16 protein-coding genes are annotated in these 20,359 nt (G+C 63.8%); 5 read left to right on the forward strand and 11 right to left on the reverse strand.

The genetic code is table 11. From position 1 onward, the window contains the following. The 8 genes from ABNU97_RS12950 to urtA form a co-directional block, all read right to left on the reverse strand. On the reverse strand, positions 1–645 hold a 645-nt coding region (locus ABNU97_RS12950), incomplete at its 3' end, for an aliphatic amidase (RefSeq protein WP_348767115.1). Between the two features lie 115 nt (positions 646–760). After that, complete coding sequence (locus tag ABNU97_RS12955) at positions 761–1,099, reverse strand: zinc ribbon domain-containing protein (RefSeq protein WP_348767116.1); 339 nt, start codon at positions 1,097–1,099, stop codon at positions 761–763. Between the two features lie 10 nt (positions 1,100–1,109). Continuing rightward, the gene (gene fmdA / locus ABNU97_RS12960) at positions 1,110–2,342 is read right to left on the reverse strand and encodes a formamidase (protein WP_348767117.1); all 1,233 of its coding nucleotides are present in this window, start codon (positions 2,340–2,342) and stop codon (positions 1,110–1,112) included. A 631-nt stretch (positions 2,343–2,973) separates the two neighbouring features. Next, positions 2,974–3,660, reverse strand: coding sequence for an urea ABC transporter ATP-binding subunit UrtE (gene urtE / locus ABNU97_RS12965; RefSeq protein WP_348767118.1), 687 nt, complete (start codon positions 3,658–3,660; stop codon positions 2,974–2,976). A 10-nt stretch (positions 3,661–3,670) separates the two neighbouring features. Further along, positions 3,671–4,411, reverse strand: a complete 741-nt coding sequence (gene urtD / locus ABNU97_RS12970; protein ID WP_348767119.1) for an urea ABC transporter ATP-binding protein UrtD — start codon at positions 4,409–4,411, stop codon at positions 3,671–3,673. Next, positions 4,411–5,499 carry an urea ABC transporter permease subunit UrtC gene (gene urtC / locus ABNU97_RS12975; RefSeq protein ID WP_348767130.1) on the reverse strand — a complete coding sequence of 363 codons (1,089 nt, stop codon included), beginning with the start codon at positions 5,497–5,499 and terminating at the stop codon, positions 4,411–4,413. Before urtC ends, urtD begins: the two co-directional genes overlap by 1 nt. A gap of 91 nt (positions 5,500–5,590) precedes the next feature. Next, a complete protein-coding gene (gene urtB / locus ABNU97_RS12980) occupies positions 5,591–6,514 on the reverse strand; it encodes an urea ABC transporter permease subunit UrtB (RefSeq protein ID WP_348767120.1) in 924 nt (307 codons plus the stop codon). Positions 6,515–6,589: 75 nt separating this feature from the next. After that, the gene (gene urtA / locus ABNU97_RS12985; RefSeq protein ID WP_348767121.1) at positions 6,590–7,828 is read right to left on the reverse strand and encodes an urea ABC transporter substrate-binding protein; all 1,239 of its coding nucleotides are present in this window, start codon (positions 7,826–7,828) and stop codon (positions 6,590–6,592) included. A gap of 233 nt (positions 7,829–8,061) precedes the next feature. On the opposite strand from urtA, the gene ABNU97_RS12990 reads away from it, so the two are divergent. Together ABNU97_RS12990 and ABNU97_RS12995 are read left to right on the forward strand one after the other, a co-directional pair. Continuing rightward, positions 8,062–11,478 (forward strand): ATP-binding protein, encoded by a 3,417-nt coding sequence (locus ABNU97_RS12990; protein WP_348767122.1) that lies wholly within the window; start codon positions 8,062–8,064, stop codon positions 11,476–11,478. Then, positions 11,475–12,419, forward strand: a complete 945-nt coding sequence (locus ABNU97_RS12995; RefSeq protein WP_348767123.1) for a response regulator transcription factor — start codon at positions 11,475–11,477, stop codon at positions 12,417–12,419. The genes ABNU97_RS12990 and ABNU97_RS12995 overlap by 4 nt, the downstream gene beginning before the upstream one ends. A gap of 17 nt (positions 12,420–12,436) precedes the next feature. Here the strand turns inward: ABNU97_RS12995 and ABNU97_RS13000 are convergent, their stop codons facing one another. Then, complete coding sequence (locus tag ABNU97_RS13000) at positions 12,437–12,907, reverse strand: hypothetical protein (RefSeq protein ID WP_348767124.1); 471 nt, start codon at positions 12,905–12,907, stop codon at positions 12,437–12,439. Continuing rightward, complete coding sequence (locus ABNU97_RS13005; protein WP_348767125.1) at positions 12,904–13,257, reverse strand: hypothetical protein; 354 nt, start codon at positions 13,255–13,257, stop codon at positions 12,904–12,906. The genes ABNU97_RS13000 and ABNU97_RS13005 overlap by 4 nt, the downstream gene beginning before the upstream one ends. Positions 13,258–13,351: 94 nt before the next feature. On the opposite strand from ABNU97_RS13005, the gene maiA reads away from it, so the two are divergent. The 3 genes from maiA to ABNU97_RS13020 all read left to right on the forward strand — a co-directional run bounded on the left by maiA (position 13,352) and on the right by ABNU97_RS13020 (position 20,115). Next, positions 13,352–14,005, forward strand: coding sequence for a maleylacetoacetate isomerase (gene maiA, locus ABNU97_RS13010; protein WP_348767126.1), 654 nt, complete (start codon positions 13,352–13,354; stop codon positions 14,003–14,005). A gap of 171 nt (positions 14,006–14,176) precedes the next feature. After that, positions 14,177–18,964, forward strand: coding sequence for an NAD-glutamate dehydrogenase (locus tag ABNU97_RS13015; protein WP_348767127.1), 4,788 nt, complete (start codon positions 14,177–14,179; stop codon positions 18,962–18,964). 53 nt (positions 18,965–19,017) lie between these two features. Continuing rightward, entirely contained in the window at positions 19,018–20,115 is a 1,098-nt protein-coding gene (locus tag ABNU97_RS13020; RefSeq protein ID WP_348767128.1) for a hypothetical protein, read from the forward strand. 20 nt (positions 20,116–20,135) lie between these two features. On the opposite strand, the gene ABNU97_RS13025 is transcribed toward ABNU97_RS13020, so the two are convergent. Continuing rightward, the coding region (locus tag ABNU97_RS13025; RefSeq protein ID WP_348767129.1) for an AraC family transcriptional regulator at positions 20,136–20,359 on the reverse strand (224 nt) is incomplete at its 5' end.

Genomic DNA, 20,359 nt, shown 5'->3' on the forward strand with positions numbered 1-20,359 from the left:
CACATAGCAGTTGTTCGCCCAGGCCATGCACTTGGACATCATCACCTGCTGTTCCTTGGCCGGGTACATATAGCCCTGGCAGCGCACGATCAGCTCGGCGCCTTTCATGGCACAGTCGCGCCAGATTTCCGGGTAGTTGCCGTCGTCGCAGATGATCAGGCTGATCTTGAGCCCCTTGGGGCCTTCGACAACATAGGTCTTGTCGCCCGGATACCAGCCCTCGATCGGACACCAGGGAATACACTTGCGGTACTTCTGGACGATCTCGCCTTCGTTATTGATCAGAATCAGCGTGTTGTAGGGCACCTTGTTGGGGTGGTCCTCGTGGCGTTCGCCGGTGATCGAGAACACGCCCCAGGTATTGGCCTGACGACAGGCTTCGGAAAATACCGCGGTTTCGTCGCCCGGAATACTGGCGGCGGTTTCCATCATTTCGTCCGGGTCGTACATGATCCCCATGGTGCTGTATTCGGGGAAGACGACCAGGTCCATGCCGGGCAGGCCGATCTTCATGCCCTGGATCATTTCCGCGATCCTGTTCGCGTTGTCGAGTACGTCGGCACGGGTGTGCAGACGCGGCATCTTGTAGTTGACCACGGCCACGCCGACGGTATCGGCGCTGCTGGAAATATCTCCGTGTCGCATTCGGTTCTCCGGCTGACCGCGCCGGTTCTGGCGACGCGGATCTGAAAAGGTGGCGACGCCGCCGTTCGCAAACGGTCGACGCCGCCGGGAGCATTCGTTATGGCTCGCGCGAGTGTTAGTGGCTGATCATCCAGGGCCGCGGGCCGGTCTTGGTCTTGATTGCGGGCGGCGCCCCCGTGTTGCTGGCCTTGCGGCTGCTGCTCGAACAACAGCCACAGCCGGCCGGATGGCGCTTGTCATAGGTCTTGGACGTATGCGGCCGGTCGGCGCTGCGTTCGTTGGTCTCGTGGGCCACGCGGGCGTGGCTTGAGATCAGCGACAGGCGCGGCGCCGAGATGATGCGTGCCGAGGCGGCCCCGCACTCGGGGCAGTCGGTGGGCTGGCTGCATTCGGCCATGCGACGCATGGCGCTGAAGGTGCCGCAGTCGTGACAGGCGTATTCGTACATGGGCATGACGAACCTCCTACTGGTCGTAGGCAATGGGCATGTCGACGCTGCCGTCCAGGAACTTGGTCGGCCCGTCGGCGCCGGGCTGGATATCGAAGTCGAAGATTTCCGACGGAATCCACAGCGTCGCGCAGGAGTTGGGGATGTCCACCACACCGCTGAGATGCCCCTGCACGGGTGCTACGCCGAGAATGGAATAGGCCTGGGCGCCGGAATAGCCGAATTTCTTGAGGTATTCGATCGCGTTCAGACAGGCCTGGCGGTAGGCGACGTTGGCATCCAGATAATGCTGCTTGCCGGATTCGTCGACCGAGATGCCCTCGAAAATGAGGTAGTCGTTATAGGTCGGCACGATCGGGCTGGGTTTGAAGATCGGGTTCTTGATCCCGTATTTCTTCATGCCCTCCTTGATCAGCTCGACTTTCATGTGCACCCAGCCGCCTGCCATCTCGATGGCGCCGCAGAAAGTGATTTCGCCGTCGCCCTGGCTGAAGTGCAGATCGCCGACCGACAGCCCCGCGCCGTCGACATAGACCGGGAAATAGACCTTCGAGCCGCGCGACAGATCCTTGATATCGCAGTTGCCGCCATGCTCGCGCGGCGGCACTGTGCGTGCGCCTTCGGCCGCGGCCTTGTCGCGGGCTTCGCCCGAGAGCGCGCCCATATGCGCGGTTTCGGCCACCGGCGGGTTGGCCAGCGGCGGTACACGATCGGGATCGGTGGCGATCAGGTCGGCTTCGCGGGAATTCCAGGTATCGAGCAGGTCCTGGCTGGGCAGGCAGCCGATCAGGCCCGGATGCACGAGACCGGCGAAGTTCACGCCCGGTACGTGCCGCGAGCTGGTGTACAGGCCGTGGAAGTCCCAGATCGATTTCTGGGCATGCGGGAAATGTTCGGTGAGAAAGCCGCCGCCGTTCTGTTTGGAGAAGAAACCGTTGAAGCCCCATTCGGCGCCGGGCAGGGCGCCGATATCGAGAATGTCGACCACGAGCAGATCGCCGGCTTCGGCGCCTTTCACGCCTACCGGGCCGGACAGGTAATGCACGGTCGACAGATCGACGTCACGCACGTCCGAGGCGTCGTCATCGTTGGCGATCGCGCCCGCGGTCCAGTCGTAGGTTTCGAGGATGAAATCGTCACCCGGATTCACCCAGCAGGCCATGGGGATATCCGGATGCCAGCGGTTGTGCACCTTCTCGTTCTGGGTGGCCGGGGTGTCGAGATCGACCTTGATGAGCGTATCGGTCATGGCGTTGTTCTCCTGCGAACGGTTTTCAGCGGGGCGAGCACGGCTCGCGCGGGTCGGGAATCAGTCTTGAATGTGGCAGGGTTCGCAGCAATACGTCGGATGACGTAACGGGTAGCGGGTGCCGATGCGTAACCCAGGCGCGCAGGCGTGACCAGGTGTCCGACGGATTGAGCCGTCGCATGCACCATGTCGAGGCCTGCCGAAGCGGGCGGAGCTGAGTAGCTTTCTGGGCCGTGCAGCCATTGCCGTGCGCATTGCAGTACCGCCCCGAGCGGCCGAGCAGGACGTTCTCGTCGCCGTTCTGTGGCAGGCCAACCTGGGCGCAGCGCATGCCGATGCCGGCATTCTTATCTCAGAACGCAGATTTCGCAGGTCGAATTAGCGGAAGGCGTAATCCGACAACAGCGCAGCCGATAGCCCTGATTCCGGTAGTGGGTGCGCTTCAGTGCCAACAAGAGGTACGACAAACTCGTGAACGTCGAACGACTTGTGTGGTTTCGCCTTTCGCTGGCCAAGTCAACTGTCAGGCTTAGTCGGGTTTGCCGGTTCGAGCAGTAGCGCTAAACCGACGAACCCAACGAATCACTCATGCGAGGGATTACGCGTCTCCAACCGCCGCTACCGCGGCCGATCAAACCGTCAGATACCGACTGATCTGCTTGGCGTCGATATCCGCACCGGCGGCTTCGTGGGCGATCTTGCCCTTGTCGAGCACCAGCATGCGGTCGGCGATCGCGGTGGCAAAGCTCAACACCTGTTCGGACACCACGATGCTGATCTGGCGTGTGCGCTTGATCTCGTTGAGCGTCTTGGCCAGATCCTTGATGATCGATGGCTGGATGCCTTCGGTGGGTTCGTCGAGCAGCAGCACCTTGGGGTCGGCAGCCAGCGCCCGGGCGATGGCCAGCTGCTGTTGCTGGCCGCCGGACAGATTGCCGGCCTTGCGTCGACGCATATCGCGCAGAACCGGGAACAGGTCGTAGATATCGCCGGGGATCTTGCGTCGGCCGGTGGCTTCCAGGCCGGCAGTGATGTTCTCTTCGACGGTGAGCGTGCCGAATACGAGCCGGCCCTGGGGCACATAGGCCAGCCCGCGTTTCACGCGTTCGTAGGCCTGACGCTTGCCCACATCTTCGTCGCCGATGCGAATGGTGCCCTCGGCCGGCATGATGCCGATGAGTGACTTGAACAGCGTGGTCTTGCCCATGCCGTTGCGGCCCATGATGGCAACGGTTTCGGTTTCACCAACGCTAAAGGAAATACCGTGGATGACCTCGCTCATGCCGTAGCTGACGCGCAGATCCTGGGTGCTGAGCATGATGGTTTCCTCAGTGGCCTAGATAGACTTCGATGACGCGCTCGTCGGCCTGTACCTTCTCCATCGGGCCCTCGGCGAGGATCTTGCCCTGATGCAGCACGGTGACCTTGCGGCCGATGTCCTTGACGAAATCCATGTCGTGTTCGATCACGATCACGGCACGGTTTTCCTTGATGCGGTTGAGCAGGGCGGCGGTCGCCTCACGCTCGGGCACGCTCATGCCGGCCACGGGTTCGTCGAGCATCAGCAGCTCCGGGTCCTGGATGAGCAACATGCCGATTTCCAGCCACTGCTTCTGGCCGTGGCTGAGCAGGCCGGCACTCATGTCCAGTTCGTCGACCAGATAGATGGTCTCGGCAATTTCCTGAATACGGGCGACAAGCTTGGGCGTGCGCCGGAAGAACAGGCTGGAGAGCACGGTGCGCCCGCCGGGCGAGGACAGCTCCAGGTTCTGGCGTACCGTCAGGTTTTCGTAGATGGACGGCGTCTGGAACTTGCGACCGACCCCGGCATGCACGATCTGGTGCTCCGAGAGCTTGGTCAGGTCCTTGTTCTTGAACTTGATCTTGCCGCTGGTCGCCCGGGTCTTGCCGCAGATCAGATCCAGCAGGGTGGTCTTGCCGGCCCCGTTCGGGCCGATGACCACCCGCAGCTCGTTGCGTTCGACATAGAAATTCAGTGCATCGATGGCCTTGAAGCCGTCGAAGGACACGCCGAGGTCCTCGACCTCGAGAATCATGGCGTTGCTCATCAGGCTTGCTCCTGCGGGGTGGCACCGGCAGACGACCGGCTGGCCGTGTCCGGCTTGTCGGTCGACGGCTTGGATTGGGATTTACGCCCGGGCATGAGCTTCGAGCCGTAGTCCGATACGAGACCGGCCAGACCGCGGGGGAAGAACATCACCACACCGATGAACAACGCGCCCATGACCACCGGCCAGATCTGCGGAAAGCTGTCGGACAACGACGTCTTGGCCCAGCTGACGATGAACGCGCCGCAGGCCGCACCGACGATCGACAGGCGCCCGCCCACCGCGCAGAACACCACCATCTCGATGGAGGCCACCGCACCGATGAAGGTCGGCGACATGAAACCCACCTGCAGGGTGAAGAAGGCGCCGCCAATCGCTGCGAATACCGACGCCATGACGAACACGAACACCTTCATGTTGGCCACGTCGTAGCCGGAAAAGCGTACCCGGTCTTCCTGGTCACGCATGGCGATGAGCAGACGCCCGAAGCGGCTGTTGATGATGAAGTTGCCCACCAGCAGGCACAGCAGCAGGGCAACACAGCAGGCGTAGTAGAGGAGGTACTTGGCGCCGTCGGTCCGGATGTCCCAGCCGAGCAGCGTGCGCAGGTCGGTGATGCCGTTGATACCGCCGGTATAGCCCTGCTGACCGACGATGAGAATGGTCAGGATTACGGCGATCGCCTGGGTGATGATGGCAAAGTACACGCCGCCCACGCGGCGCTTGAACATGGCATAGCCGATCAGCCAGGCAAAGAAGGCCGGCACCGCGACCACCGCGAAAACGGTGAACGCGAAGCTGTGGAAGGGCTCCCAGAACCAGGGTAGTTCAGTGATCTGGTTCCAGTCCATGAAGTCGGGAATGCCCGGCGTGGTCTGGATCTTTGTGGCCTCCGGCGTGGAGGCTTCCAGCTTGAGGAACATGGCCATGCAATAGCCGCCCAGGCCAAAGAACACGCCCTGGCCGAGGCTGAGAATGCCGCCATAGCCCCAGCACAGCACCAGACCGACGGCCACGAAGGCATAGGTCAGGTACTTGCCGAACAGGTTCAGACGAAAGATTTCGGTGGTGGCGGGCAGCAGCACCATCAGAATCGCGGCGATGATCGCGATCTGAATCAGCACTGTCGGGCCGCCGAATGCCTTGATGAAACGTTGCACGATGACTCTCCCGGGCCGCCTAGCGGCGCACCTTGCTGGCAAACAGGCCCTGCGGACGCAGCATGAGGATCACGACCACGGTGAGCAGGGTGAAGACCTTGGCCATCGAACCCGACCAGAAGAACGACAGGATCGACTGCGACTGGGCGATGCCGAATGCCGAAACCACGGTGCCCAGCAGACTGGCCGCGCCGCCGAACACGACCACGAGGAAGGTATCGACGATATACAGCGAGCCGGTGGTCGGCCCGGTGGAGGCGATGGTGGTAAACGCGGCCCCGGCCACGCCGGCGATGCCGCAGCCCAGCGCAAAGGTCAGGCGATCGACGCGGTCGGTATTGATGCCGGCGGCGTTGGCCATGCTGCGGTTCTGGGTGGTGGCGCGCACCTTGATACCCCAGCGCGAGCGATACAGCAGCGCGAACAGGGCAAGCGTGAGCACGAGCGTGATCACCAGGATGAACAGCCCGTTGAGCGGGATATCGATCATGTCCGTGGCGCGGTAGGAACCCAGCAGCCAGTCCGGCATGGTCACGGTCTTTTCGCGCGGGCCAAAGACCGAGCGAAAGACCTGCTGAAGAATCAGGCCCAGACCCCAGGTCGCCAGCAGCGTATCCAGCGGTCGGTTATAGAGATAGCGGATCATGAACCGCTCGACCAGATAGCCGAGCGCGAACGTGCCGATGAAGGCCGCGACGATGGCGACCGGGAAGTACCAGGTGAGCGCGGTCGCGCCCCATTCGGCAGCCTGGTACGACACGAGATAGGTGATATAGGCGCCCAGCGTCAGGAATTCGCCGTGGGCCATGTTGATCACGCCCATCTGGCCGAAGATGATCGCCAGCCCCAGGGCCATGAGAAGAAAGACGCAGAACAGGCTCAGGCCTGAAAAACCCTGCATCACAAAGATTGCGGTCAATTCCTGTGCGGTGAAGTCGCCCATGGTTGCTCCCTTGACGATTGCCGGGACCGCACGGCCCCGGCAATCGCGTATTGCGCGTAGCGGTTAAGGGTTGGCTTAGTAGCCTTCCGGGAACGGGTTCGGCTCGATCACGTCGGACTCCCAGACCACCTTGGCCTGGCCGTCGCTGCCCCACTGGCCGATACGGGTACGCATCCACAGGTGATGGTTCGGGTCCACCTTGGTGTAGCCGTGCGGCATGCCTTCTTTCCATTCCATGTTGTCGGAGGCGGCGACCACCTTGTCGACGTCGAAACTGCCGGCCTTTTCCACCGCGCGCTTCCACAGCCACGGGCCGAGATAGGCGGATTCGGTCACGTCGCCGATGACCGCGTCGTCGCCGTACTCTTTCTTGAATGCCGCCACGAATTCCTTGTTGGAGGGGATATCCAGGCTCTGGAAATACTTCATCGACGAGTAGAAGCCTTCGACGTTCTGCTTGCCGATACCCAGCACCTCGTCCTCGGTGACCGAGATGGTGAGCATGGGCATACGATCAGCCGTCATGCCGGCGGCCTTGAGCTGCTTGAACCAGGCCACGTTGGACCCACCCACCACGGCGGCGAAGACCAGATCCGGGCGCTTGAGCTTGATCTTGTTGATCAGCGAGCCGAACTGGGTGTTGCCCAGCGGATAGTAGTCCTCGCCAACCACGCGCCCGCCGAGATGCTTCTCGATATGGGTACGCGCGATCTTCATCGAGGTACGCGGCCAGATATAGTCGGAGCCGACCAGGTAGAAACTCTTGGCGCCGAGTTCTTCGTTCGCCCAGTTGAGCGCGGCCAGAATCTGCTGGGTGGCTTCCTGACCGGTATAGAACACGTTCTTGGACTGTTCCAGCCCTTCATAGAAGGTCGGGTAGTAGAGCAGGCCGTTGTTCTGTTCGAATACCGGCAGTACCGCCTTGCGCGAGGCCGAGGTCCAGCAGCCGAACACGGTGGCGACCTTGTCGCCCTGGAGCAGCTTGCGGGCTTTTTCGGCGAAGGTGGGCCAGTCGCTGGCACCGTCCTCGACGGTGTATTCGATCTGACGGCCGAGGATGCCGCCCTGTTCGTTGATCTGCTTGATGGCGAGCTTTTCGGCCTGAATCGAGCCGGTTTCGCTGATCGCCATGGTGCCGGTCAGCGAATGCAGGATGCCGACCTTGACGGTGTCGTCGGTGACGGCCAGACCGGTGGTCATGACCTCGTCGGTCGGCGGGGTTGCCGCATGGGCGGTGCCGAACAGCGCGGACGCGCCCAGCGTCACCGCGGTCAGGCCGGCGAGCCACGATCGGCTCAGGGTATGCAGGTTCATCGATAATCTCCCTTTGGATAACGAAACGGGTGCGATAGCTGCGGCTTTGCAAAGTCCGGGCCAATGCCGGCGGCCTCGCTCGTTATCCAGACTGGCGTGTCCGGTCGAAGCCGCCCATACGCCGATCAACGCACCGACCTACGTCATTCGACGTAGACGCTGGCCCGTTTCCTGCAGGGGCGAGTGATTACCATCGGGCCCAATCGCCCGTTCGCTTTCCAACCGACTGCTTCATGGACAACGGCCCCCAACGCATCGTCAAGATCCGTCGTGCCTACAACCGCTGGGTGGGCGACGAAACCCTCGAGGACTACGCGCTGCGCTTCACCGCCCGCAGCTTTCGCAAATGGTCGGAACTGCGTATCGCCAGCACCGCGCTGGGCGGCATTTCGTTTCTCGCGCTGGAGGCCATCGGCGCGGTGCTGATGATGGGCTATGGCTTCACCAACGCCGCCTGGGCCATCGTCGCGGTTTGCACCGCCATATTTCTGGTCGGCCTGCCGATCAGCTATTACGCCGCCCGCTACGGCGTCGATATCGACCTGCTCACCCGCGGCGCAGGCTTCGGCTATCTGGGTTCGACGTTCACGTCGTTGATCTATGCCAGCTTCACGTTTTTATTCTTCGCCCTCGAAGCGGCCATCATGGGCCAGGCGATCTCGATGTATTTCCGGGTGTCGCTGCCGGTGGCTTATCTGATCAGTGCGCTGGCCGTGATTCCGCTGGTGACCTTCGGTATCACCGCGATCAACCGCTTGCAGTGGTTCACCCAGCCGATCTGGCTGATCCTGCTCGTATTGCCTTACCTCGCGATCGCTCTCAAGCGGCCCGAAACCTTCACCGACTTCGCCGGCTTCACGGGCCGTCAGCACGACGGCAGCTTCAGCTGGAGTGCATTCGGGGCCGCCTGCAGCGTGGCACTCGCGCTGATCGGCCAGATCGGCGAACAGGTGGATTACCTGCGTTTTCTGCCGGAGAAAAAGCCTGCCAATCGAACGCGCTGGTGGCTTGCGGTGGTGGCTGCCGGGCCGGGTTGGGTGGTCATCGGGGGGCTGAAGATGTTCGGTGGGGCGCTGCTGGCATTTCTGGCCCTTCAACACCAGCTGCCGTTCGATCAGGCGACCGAACCGACCCATATGTATCAGGTGGCCTTCGGCTATGTGTTCGACTCGCCCGGCGTGGTGCTGGCCGCCACCGTGGCATTCGTGATCGTGTCGCAGATCAAGATCAACGTCACCAATGCCTATGCCGGGTCGCTGGCCTGGTCGAACTTCTTTGCTCGGGTCACGCGCAGTCATCCGGGGCGAGTCGTGTGGCTGGTGTTCAACGTGCTCATCGCACTGATTCTGCTCGAGGTCGGCGTGTTTTCGGCGATCGAAGGCGTGCTCGGGCTCTACGCGAACGTCGCCGCCGCCTGGATCGGTGCGTTGGCAGCCGATCTGGTCATCAACAAACCGCTGGGGCTGTCGCCGAAGGGCATCGAGTTCAAGCGCGCGCATCTTTACGACATCAACCCGGTCGGCATTGGCGCGCTCACCCTCGCAAGCGGGTTGTCGCTGGCCGCCTACACCGGCCTGTTTGGCCATGCGGCACGCGCGGCCGCGCCGCTGCTGGCCCTGGGCGGCGCATTTGTTACCGCGCCCCTGATCGCCTGGCTCACGCGCGGGCGCTTCTACCTCGCCCGCACCCCGGCGCGGCCGGTACAGCTGGCGCCGGACGGCAGCGCCCAGGCGCGCTGCGTGTTGTGCGGCAACCATTTCGAAACGGATGACATGGCGCTGTGCCCGGCCTATCGCGGCAGTATCTGTTCGTTGTGCTGCAGTCTCGACATGCGCTGTGGTGATCTTTGCCGGCCGCAGGCCACCGCCTCGGCACAGGCCGCGGCGGTGGTTCGCCGTGCGCTGCCGAAATCCCTGCTGCCGCATCTGTATACGCGGCTGATGCGCTACGGCGCGGTGCTGTGCCTGCTCAGCGTGGTCGTGTTCGGCGCGCTGGTCGCGGTCTATGCCCAGGTCGCACCGCTGGTATCGGCGGCCGATACGGCACGCTTGTTCGATATCTTTCTGCGCACCTTTTTGCTGATGACCGCGCTGACCGGCGTGCTCGCCTGGTGGCTGGTGCTCACCCGCGAAGCGCGCACCGTGGCCCAACAGGAAACCACCCGCCAGACCCAGCTGCTCATGCGCGAGATTCGGGCTCATAAGGAAACCGATGCCAAGCTGCAGAAGGCGACCACCGAGGCCGAAGCCGCCAACCGGGCCAAAAGCCGCTATGTTTCGGGTCTGAGTCACGAGCTGCGTACGCCGCTCAACAACGTGCTCGGCTATACCCAGCTATTGCAGCGGGATACGCGCCTGGATGCAGCCCAGTCCGCGAAGCTGGCCACGATTCAGCGCAGCGGCGAACACCTGCTAGCGCTCGTCGACGGGCTGCTGGATATCGCGCGTATCGAGGCCGGACGCATCAATCTCAATATCGGCGAGATTCATACCGCAGCGCTGCTGGAGCAGATCGATGCCATGTTCGCGCCCCAGGCCCGCGCGAAGGGCCTCGAATTCCGGATCGAGCGGGTGGGGCGTATCCCGGAGATCGTGCGCGGCGACGAGCAGCGCCTGCGCCAGATCCTGATCAACCTGGTCGGCAACGCGATCCGCTTCACCCGCACCGGTTTGGTGCGGCTGCGTATCGGCTATGCCTGGGAGGTCGCCACATTCGAGGTCATCGATACCGGTCCGGGTATTGCCGAGGACAAGCTCGAACAGATTTTCCTGCCCTTCGAGCGCCTCGACGCCGACCTGAGCGGGCTGACCAGCGGCACCGGACTGGGCCTGACCATTTGCCAGCTGCTGACCCAGTTCATGGGCGGTGAACTCGCCGTCAAGGCCGCAGAAGGCGGCGGTACACACTTCACGCTGCGCGTGTTTCTGGCGCGGCGCAAAAAGGGCGACGCGGCCGCAGGGCGGAACGCCGGCCACACGGTCGCCGGCTACAGCGGGCCGCGACGCCATATATTGCTGGTCGACGACCTGGCCGACCAGCGCGCGATTCTGCGCGACTTTCTCGAGCCGCTGGGCTTTGCTATCGACGAATGCGGTGATGGCCCCAGCGCGCTGCACTGGCTGGCGACCGAGCGCAGCGACGCGATCATCATGGATGTGGCCATGCCCGGTATGGACGGCTTCGAAACCGCACGAATCGTGCGTGAGCGCGGGTTGAGCGAAGCGCCGATTCTGGTGGTTTCAGCCAATGCCTATGGCGAGGACGTCGCCCGCAGCGAGGCCGCCGGTTGTGATGCGTTCCTGCCCAAGCCGGTGGATATCTCGCGTCTTCAGGCCACCCTGGCAACGTTATTGCATCTGGATTGGGTGCACGAGGGAAAACCGGCCGCGCCTGGCATCGACGTCGAGGCCCGTTCGTTGCCCGCGGCGGCTTTGCCGCCACGGCTTGTCCGACGTCTGGCGGCAGCGATCGATACCGGCATCATGGACGGCGTCGTGGCGGTGCTCGACGAAATCGAACGCCTCGAACCGGAGTCCGCGCCGCAGCTGCAGCCGCTGCGTGACGCGGCTCGCGGCTTCGAGTTCGAGCGCCTGCGGCGGCTGGCGGCATCGCTATCGGGCTCGATCGCAGAGCAGGGAGACAAGGCATGAATGTGGCTTACGAATACGACGATCCGGCGCATGCCGGCGCGGCCGCGCCGCGTGCCGTGCGCGGCGTGGTGCTGGTGGTCGACGATCAGCCCCAGATGCTGGCGCTGCTGTCCGAGGTTCTGGGCGCCGCCGGCTATACGGTGATCGCCGCCACCGACGGGCCCTCGGCGCTTGAACGCGCGCGCATGATCACGCCCGACGTGGTCCTGCTTGATGCGCGCATGCCCGGCATGGACGGCTTCGAAGTCTGTCTGCGCATGAACGCCGATGCATCGCTGGTCGGCGTGCCCGTGATCTTCATGACCGGGCTCACCGAAAGCGAACATATCGTCAAGGGCTTTCGGGCCGGCGGGGCCGACTATGTCACCAAGCCGGTCAAGCCGGATGAAGTGTGCGTTCGCGTGGAAGCGCACCTCAAGCGGGCCCAGGCGCAGCGCCGGGCCGACATGGTGGTCAACGCCGGCGGGCGGGCGGCGATCATCGCCGACGACGAGGGCTGTGTGCGCTGGCACAGCTCGCGAGCGGCGGCGTACTTGCAGCGCTATTTGGACGACGCCCAGACCGGCACGCTCCCGGGCGCACTCCTGCGCTGGCTGCGCCAGGCGGAACCGTCTTCACGCCCGTACGAAATCGTCCATGGGCAGGCGCGGCTGTCCATTCGTCTGGCGGGCCCGGCGGGGGCCGACGGCTGGATACTCACGCTGGTGGAATTCGATGACGAAGCCTCGATCAACGATTTCGTCGAGCGGTTCGGGCTGACGCTGCGCCAGGCCGAAGTATTGCTGTGGGTATCGCGCGGCAAGACCAACCGAGATATCGGCGAGATTCTGGATATGAAGCCGCGTACCGTGAATAAACACCTTGAGCACATCTTTCCGAAGCTCGGTGTCGAGACGCGTGCGGCCGCAGCAGCGACGGCTTTGCAGGTAATCGGGCCTTGAGGCCGAAAGGCCAGCTCTTACGCCGGGCGCCGATCGGCCCAGCGCAGCCAGCGGCGTACCAGCCGAATACTTAGCCAAAGCGTGACCAGAAGCCAGCCCGCGGTTGCAACGAATACCGCCAGCATGAGCGTGCCGATGCCCAGCTCGGGCCAGGCGGCTGCGAGGGTCTGCGCGGGGTGGGGTGCGTAGGCCAGGGTATTGAGCACGGTCATGGCGCTGGTAAAAAGCGTCGGCAGGGCGGCCAGTGGCGCCAGCAGAACCAGCAGCAAAGCGATCGCCGACAGCGCGTGGTGGCGGCCCAGCCAGCGATGGTGCGAGGCGAGCAGGGCATTCTGCCCGGCGGCGGCCCACCAGTGCAGCAGGGCGATGACCGCCATCACCGGGATCAGCAGAATGCCCACCCCCAGCCAAAGCGCCGCCACCATGGCGCCCGCGGCGAGATAGCCGGCCGTGACGCTGGCGCCCGGTTCGACGGTCGCGGTATTCATGCGGTGGGCATGGCCCGATGCTCGGCAAAGGCGAGCACGCCGCGGATGAAGCGATACACGCCCCAGACCCAGAGAATCGCATAGCCCAGAAAGCCGACCACGACGTAGACGAGCACCAGGCAAACCAGCGACCAGAGCACGGTGAACCAGAACGTGCGCATCAGCCAGCGGTGGTGGCTGTAGGCAACCGGGTCGCGACAGTCACGCATCTTGACGTGATTGATAATTACGCCGGCCACCGCGGTGAGGCCGTTGAAGAAACCGAGCCCGTAGAGGACATAGGTCACCAGAAGGACGTTGCGTTCGAGTTCGCGCCGGCTGACGCCGGTATGGTCGAGTTCCTGACTCATGGGCTGATCCGTTTTACTTGATGAAGAGCGCGGTGTTGCAGTCTCTGTTTGCTAGAATCGCGAATACTCAAGACGCTCAACGCCCGGTATCCGCATGCTTCAACTGTTCACGCACAATCGCAGTGTGTCCGCGCATCGCGTGCGCATCGCGCTCAACTACAAGGGCGTGTCCTACAAGTCGATCTTTACCGACATGGACCATGCCCGCGGCGATCGACTGAGTTATCTCAACGTCAATCCACAAGGGCTCATTCCCGCGCTCTGGGCCGAGGACGACCTGGTCATTTCCCAGTCTTCGGCCATTCTAGAGTATCTGGAAGAGCGCTATCCTGAACGGCCGCTGTTGCATGGCGATATCGCCGAGCGCGCACGAATTCGCTCGTTCGCCCAGGTGGCAATCGCAGATACCCATCCGTTGAATAATCTGCGCGTGCTGCGCTATCTGCGCGACGACATGAACGTGCCCTACGAAAAACGGCGCGAATGGTTCGAGCACTGGATCCACAAGGCTTTTGCACCGATGGAATCCATCCTCGCAAATCATGCCCGCGAGCACGACGAACAAAGCTACTGCTTTACCGAAAAGCCCAGCCTGGCCGATGTCTGTCTGGTTCCGCAGGTATCCATGGCAGAGCGCTACGACGTCAATCTCAGCGACTACCCGACCATTCGGCGCGTCTATCGTGCCTGCATGACGCTGGCCGCGTTCCAGGCCGCCGATCCGGACAACCAGCCCGATACCCGCTGAATCCGCGACCACCACCGGCCCCGGCCAGCGCTTGCTAAGCGCCGGCTCGTGCGCCCCGGTGGGGCCGCGTCTTATGGCGCGGCACCGCGGGACGCGCCTTAGTGCTTGTTAATGCTGCATGCCCCGGTCTAGGGTGACAGCATCGACATATGCAGAAGGTCAGGGCGGGTGATGAGCACAATAGCCACGATAGTTGCAGATGTGCGGGCACGGGCAAGCAGCTTCGAACCCGCCGAGCGCCGCGACCTGTTGTTGCGCTTCGTCGACGCCTGGTTCGAGGGCATCACCCTCGACGAGCTGGCGGCCCGATCCGTCGAGGCGCTGTATGCGGCCGTCTGCGAGCAGTTCGAGCTGCTGTGCGCGCCGCGCCAGAAGCGCGATCTCACGGTCGTTGCCCGCAATCTGGACGGCAGCGAAGGTTATTGCGATACCGCGCTGCTGGTGCTCGCCGATGACATGACCTTCATCGTCGATACCGTGAGCATGGCGGTACGCGAGGCTGGCGCGGATATCGACTGGATGATGCACCCCATTCTGCGGGTCAGCCGCAACGCCGAGGGTGTGCCCACCGATATTCGCAGCGCGGCCGACAGCGCCGAACACGGCGATGAGGAATCCTTGCTGCGCCTGGAATTCGCGGCCCCCGCGGGGCTCGATCGCGACGCGCTGACCGAGCGGGTGCGTGGCAACCTCAGCGACCTGGCCCGTGTTGTCGGCGACTGGCAGGCGATGCGTCGGCAGCTGCAGAAGGTCGTGGCCGAGCTCGATACCGTGCCCAGCGGCATGGATATCGACGAATGCGAACAGACCCAGGCCTTTCTGCGCTGGCTCGCCGACGATCACTTCACGCTGCTGGGCTATCGCCAGCGCGAAGTACAGATCGGCGAAGACGACGCCGACACCATGGTCGATATACCCGGCACCAGTCTCGGCCTGCTGCGCGAAGACCGTGAGGATATCGACCCCGACGGCTATGTCGCTCCGGCCGCGGCGCTGGATAAATACAGTCAGTCGGCGCGCATTCTGGTGGTGGCCAAGGCCAATCGGCGTTCGTGGATCCACCACGCCGAAACCATGGACGTGATCGCCATCAAGCGCATGGACGACATGGGCAACGTGATCGGTGCCCATCGTTTTCTGGGGCTTTTTTCGGGCGAGGCCTATGCCATGAGCCCGCGCCAGATACCGCTGCTGCGTCAGAAGGTGCGCGACGTGGCGGCACGAGCGGCGCTGCGCCCGCGTTCGCACAGCGCCAAGAGCCTGCGCTACATCCTGGAAACCTTCCCCCGCGACGAGTTGTTCCAGTCCTCCGAGGAGGAGTTGTACAACACCGTCATGGGCGTGCTCGGCATGCGCGAAACAGAGCGTCTGCGGCTGTTCATGCGCCGCGATCGCTATGCCCGTTTCTATTCCTGTCTGGTCTATGTGCCGCGTGAACGCTACACGCTCGGCCTGCGCGAACAGATCCAGGCCGAGCTCGAGCGCAGCCTGCAGGGGCGTGCCCAGGAATCGGATGCCCAGTTCCTGCGCGGCGCGCTGGTGCGAATCCATTACCAGATAGCGATCGAGGCCGAGAGCGGCGATACGCCCGACGCCCGCAGCCTCGAACAGAGCCTGATCGCCGTCACCCGCGCCTGGCCGGATCGTTTTGCGGCCGCCGCTGAGGCCCGCGGTCAGATCATGCCGGCCTATGCGCGCGCTTTCGACAGCGCCTATCGGGAACGCTTTTCGGCTCAGACCGCTGTCGACGATGCCATGCTTCTTTCAAGCGTGGACACGGGAGCGGCGCCGCGGTTACGGGTCGTGGGCGTCGATGCCGACACTGTCCAGCTCAAGCTGTACGGCAACGGCGAGGAAACACCGCTGTCGGCGACCATGCCGATTCTCGAGAACTTCGGGCTGTCGGTACATACGCAGCGGCCTTATCGGGTGGAACGCGCCGGCCAGGATCCACAGTGGATTCACGAATACGAAGCCGACCATCCCGATGCCCAGGCGCTGGCCGAGAACGGCTGCGGCGACAACGTGGCCGAGGCGTTTTCTGCGGTCATCTCGGGCAGCGCTGAAAACGACGGCCTGAACCGACTGATCGTGAGCGCCGGCTTCACCCCGCGCCAGGTGGTGCTGGTGCGCACCATCACCCGCTATTTGTTGCAGACCGAGCTGCCGTTTTCGCCCGACTATATCCAGCAGCAGCTGGCCGTTCATGCCGATCGGGTCGAGCAGTTCGTGCAGCTGTTCGAGGCGCGTTTCGACCCCGCGCGCGCGGTGGTCGACGACGAGGCCCGGCTGGCCGAAATCGATGTCGCGCTCGACGAGGTGGCCAGCCTCGACGCCGACCGTGTGCTGCGGGCGTTCTACGGGGTGGTGAAAGCCGCGCTGCGCACCAACTACTATCAGCGCGACGAAAACGGCGCATTCAAGGCCTATGTCAGCATCAAGCTCGACCCAGCCTTGATGCCGGAGCTGCCGCGCCCGCTGCCGATGTTCGAAACCTTCGTGTACGCGCCGGAGATCGAAGGCGTGCATCTGCGCGGTGGCAAGGTGGCACGCGGCGGGCTGCGCTGGTCGGACCGGCGCGAGGATTTCCGTACCGAAGTGCTCGGGCTGATGAAGGCGCAGATGGTCAAGAACGCGGTCATCGTGCCGGTCGGCGCCAAGGGCGGGTTCGTGGTCAAGAACGCGCCGGCCGACGAAACCCGCGAGATGCGCCAGGCCCGCGGCATCGCCTGCTACAAGATATTCATTCGCGGGCTGCTGGATATCACCGACAACCGCGTTGGCTCGGCGATCGAGCCGCCTGCGGACGTGGTGCGTCGCGACGGCGACGACCCCTATCTGGTGGTCGCCGCCGACAAGGGCACGGCCACGTTCTCGGATATCGCCAACGGTCTGTCGCAGGCCTACGGCTTCTGGCTCGACGATGCCTTTGCCTCGGGTGGTTCGGCCGGCTACGACCACAAGGCCATGGGCATTACCGCGCGCGGCGCCTGGGAAGGGGTGAAGCGGCATTTCCGGGAAATGGGCCGCGATATCCAGCGCGAGCCGTTCACGGTGGTGGGCATTGGTGATATGGCCGGTGACGTGTTCGGCAACGGCATGCTGCTGTCCGAGCAGATCAAGCTGGTCGCGGCCTTTAACCACATGCATATCTTCATCGATCCGAACCCGGATCCGGCGGTGAGTTTCGCCGAGCGCAAACGTCTATTCGAGCAGCCGCGGTCGGCCTGGAGCGACTACGACAGCACGCTGATTTCGCCGGGCGGCGGCGTGTTCGACCGCAACGCCAAGACCGTCGAGCTCTCCGACGAGGCTCGGGCTGCCCTGGATATCGACGCCAAACGCCTGAGCCCGCTGGAACTGATCAACCGCATTCTCAAGGCGCCGGTCGATCTGCTCTGGAACGGCGGTATCGGCACCTATGTGAAAGCGCGCACCGAATCTCATGCCGACGTGGGCGATCGCGCCAACGACGGGCTGCGCGTCAACGGGCACGAGCTGCGCTGCGCTGCAGTGGGCGAGGGCGGCAATCTGGGGCTGACCCAGGCCGGGCGCATCGAATATGCCCTGGCCGGCGGGCGTCTTAATACCGATGCCATCGACAACTCAGGCGGGGTGGATTCCTCCGACCTCGAGGTCAATATCAAGATCGCCCTGGGCACAGTCGAAGCGGCGGCCACGCTGACCCGCGAGGATCGCAACACGCTGCTGGCGTCCATGACGCCGGAGGTGATCGAGCTGGTGCTGGCGACCAACTATCTGCAGACCCAGCAGATCAGCCTCATGGAAGCCGAGGGTTTGACCCGCTTCGACGAGCAGGTCAGCTTCATGCGTGCGCTCGAACGCGAAGGCCGGCTTGATCGACGGCTGGAACGCCTGCCCGACGACGAAACCATCGAGGAACGGACACGCAATCGTCAGGGGCTGAGCCGCCCGGAGCTGGCCGTGCTCATTTCGTATAGCAAGATCGCCCTGGCCGACAGCGTGCTCGCCAGCGACCTGCCCGACGACCCCTGGTTCGCCCAGCTGCTGGAGGCCGGATTTCCGCACGCCATGGTCGAGCAGTTTCCGGACGCTGTTCTCCAGCACCGACTCAAACGCGAGCTGATCACCACGCTGCTGACCAACCAGATGGTGGACCGCCTGGGTATCGCCACCGCGCACCGGCTGCCGGCCGGCTTCGGCTCGCGCATGGATTCGGCCGTGCGCGCCTACGTTCTGGCCGATGCCTGGCTGGGCGGCGAAGCGCTGTTCACCGAGATCGAGTCGCTCGACAATCGTCTGGCCACCGATCATCAGTATGCCCTGCACCGAATCGTGATCGGACTGCTCAAGCATGCGATGAGCTGGTGGCTGGGCACGCCGGGCATCGACGGGGATCTGTCGAGCCTGGTGGCACGCTATCAAAACGACGCCCGTCGGCTGCTGGCGCATTTGCCGGACTATCTGGTCGGCGGCTATGCCGAACGCTGGCAGGCCGACCACGATGCCTGGGTCGCGACCGGATTGGATAACGAGTTCGCGAATCGCATCGCCAGCGCCAACGCCGGCGGCGGCATCATGGACGTAGTGTCGCTGGCCGAGGAGCGCGGGCGCGATATCGAATCCGTGGCCGCGCTTTATTTCGCGGTTGGCGACCTGTTGTCGGTGGACTGGCTGCAGGATGCGATTCATGGCCTGCCCGCGGACGGTCGCTGGGCGGCACTGGCACGCACCAGCCTGCGCGGCGACAGCTACCGGATTCATCAGCAGATCGTCGCTCAGGTGCTCGACGTGGCCGGCGACGAGCCGCTGGCCGCATGGCAGGCCGCGAACGAGCGCACGCTTGCCTTCATCGTCGCGCGTATGGACGAGCTCAGGGCCATCGATCAGCCCGGCCATGCGCACCTTACCGTGGCGGTACGCGATATGGCCCGGCTGGCTACTGCCCGGCCCACCAGCCTGGGAGGCGCTGCCTGAACGACTCCGCGCGGCCGGCGTCCGGGCTGCCTGCAGTCACGCCGCCTTCGCGCATGGCGTGCGTGCTGGTGTTCGGCGCCATGCTGGTGTTCGCTGCGGCCGGCTTTGGTGTCCAGTATCTGCTGTGGCCGTCGCCGATCGGCTTGAGCAGCTTCAACGCTCTGCATTTCGAGATCAACTATCTCGACCATGGCTTTGTCAGGCGGGCCCTCGTGGGCACGCTGTTTCAGGCCGTGCCGGAAGCTGCGCGCACGAACGCGATTGTCGTCTTCGGCTGGGCGGTCATCGCCGCTCTGGCCGCGCTCGTGACCGCCGTACTCCATGTCCTGCGCAGGCGCATGAGCGGTGATTCGTTGCGACTGCTGGCCATGCTATGGATCGCCGCGCCGTGGACATTCCTGAATTTCGGCTACGACTTCGCCCGCCTGGATCAGCTCAATCTGCTGCTGCTCGCGGTGAGTCTGTGGCTGGTCTATCGAAACCGCGTTATCTGGCTGGCGCTGGTCAGCGTGTTCGGCCTTCTGATTCACGAGGCCTATCTCTTCTATGGCCTGACCCCGGTGCTGGCCTACGGCTGGGTGCGGTATCGCGCCACTTCGGCAACCATCGCCTGCCGGCGGCTGGCGCTGCCGATTGTGGCCGCGCTGACGACGCTGGCCACGATCGCCCTGATCGGTCGCTACGAAACGGGTCGCGCGCGCCTGATCGAAAGCCTCGAGCCGCGTCTGGCCAATCCGAACCACAACGCGCTCAACGTCTGGCTGCGCAGCGGGCTGGAAAATCCCGAATACGTGGTCGCCCGGCTGGGGCAGGGGTTGTTCGGTGCGTTGGAGCTGGTCGCCATGGCCGGCATGGTGCTGGTGACGGCAGCTGCGCTTGTTGGCCTGTCGTACACGAACGACCGTCGGCCCGATCCGTTCCTGTTGTCGCCGCTGGCGGTTGTCCCGCTGTTTTGCTTTGGTATCGACTACGCAAGATGGGCCGGGCTGATCGCGATCCTGGCGCTCGTCGTCGTGACCACGCGCCTGCTCGACGGCAAGTTTTATGTGCAGCACGGGCGGCATTCGGCATATCTGTATGGCGGGCTGTGTTTGGCGCTGCTGGCTGGGCCTCTGGGCACGGTCCATGCGTTGCCGTTATGGGGGCCGTGATGGGTTCGATAATGCCTGTATCAGCCGTCGGCGTAGGCCGGCGCGCTGCGCCTACAGTGGCGGCGTCGCCAGGCGAGCGGCGTGATGCCCGTCCAGCGTTTGAACGCTCGCTGGAAGGCGCTTTGTTCGGAAAATCCGAGCCGGTGGCTGATATCGCCGATGCATAGCCCGGCGTCGGCCATATGACGCAGGGCAAGCGTATGCCGGGCCTCGTCGAGGCTGCGCCGGAACGTGGTGTTCTCAA

The organism is uncultured Salinisphaera sp. (genome assembly GCF_964012375.1).
Classification (GTDB): domain Bacteria; phylum Pseudomonadota; class Gammaproteobacteria; order Nevskiales; family Salinisphaeraceae; genus Salinisphaera.

Bases quoted from the DNA above. Each gene is read 5' to 3' on its own strand.
- ABNU97_RS12955 (WP_348767116.1), bottom strand. From the start codon at position 1,099: ATGCCCATGTACGAATACGCCTGTCACGACTGCGGCACCTTCAGCGCC.
- fmdA (WP_348767117.1), bottom strand. From the start codon at position 2,342: ATGACCGATACGCTCATCAAGGTCGATCTCGACACCCCGGCCACCCAG.
- urtE (WP_348767118.1), bottom strand. From the start codon at position 3,660: ATGCTCAGCACCCAGGATCTGCGCGTCAGCTACGGCATGAGCGAGGTC.
- urtD (WP_348767119.1), bottom strand. From the start codon at position 4,411: ATGAGCAACGCCATGATTCTCGAGGTCGAGGACCTCGGCGTGTCCTTC.
- urtC (WP_348767130.1), bottom strand. From the start codon at position 5,499: ATGGTGCTGCTGCCCGCCACCACCGAAATCTTTCGTCTGAACCTGTTC.
- urtB (WP_348767120.1), bottom strand. From the start codon at position 6,514: ATGGGCGACTTCACCGCACAGGAATTGACCGCAATCTTTGTGATGCAG.
- urtA (WP_348767121.1), bottom strand. From the start codon at position 7,828: ATGAACCTGCATACCCTGAGCCGATCGTGGCTCGCCGGCCTGACCGCG.
- ABNU97_RS12990 (WP_348767122.1), top strand. From the start codon at position 8,062: ATGGACAACGGCCCCCAACGCATCGTCAAGATCCGTCGTGCCTACAAC.
- ABNU97_RS12995 (WP_348767123.1), top strand. From the start codon at position 11,475: ATGAATGTGGCTTACGAATACGACGATCCGGCGCATGCCGGCGCGGCC.
- ABNU97_RS13000 (WP_348767124.1), bottom strand. From the start codon at position 12,907: ATGAATACCGCGACCGTCGAACCGGGCGCCAGCGTCACGGCCGGCTAT.
- ABNU97_RS13005 (WP_348767125.1), bottom strand. From the start codon at position 13,257: ATGAGTCAGGAACTCGACCATACCGGCGTCAGCCGGCGCGAACTCGAA.
- maiA (WP_348767126.1), top strand. From the start codon at position 13,352: ATGCTTCAACTGTTCACGCACAATCGCAGTGTGTCCGCGCATCGCGTG.
- ABNU97_RS13015 (WP_348767127.1), top strand. From the start codon at position 14,177: ATGAGCACAATAGCCACGATAGTTGCAGATGTGCGGGCACGGGCAAGC.
- ABNU97_RS13020 (WP_348767128.1), top strand. From the start codon at position 19,018: ATGGCGTGCGTGCTGGTGTTCGGCGCCATGCTGGTGTTCGCTGCGGCC.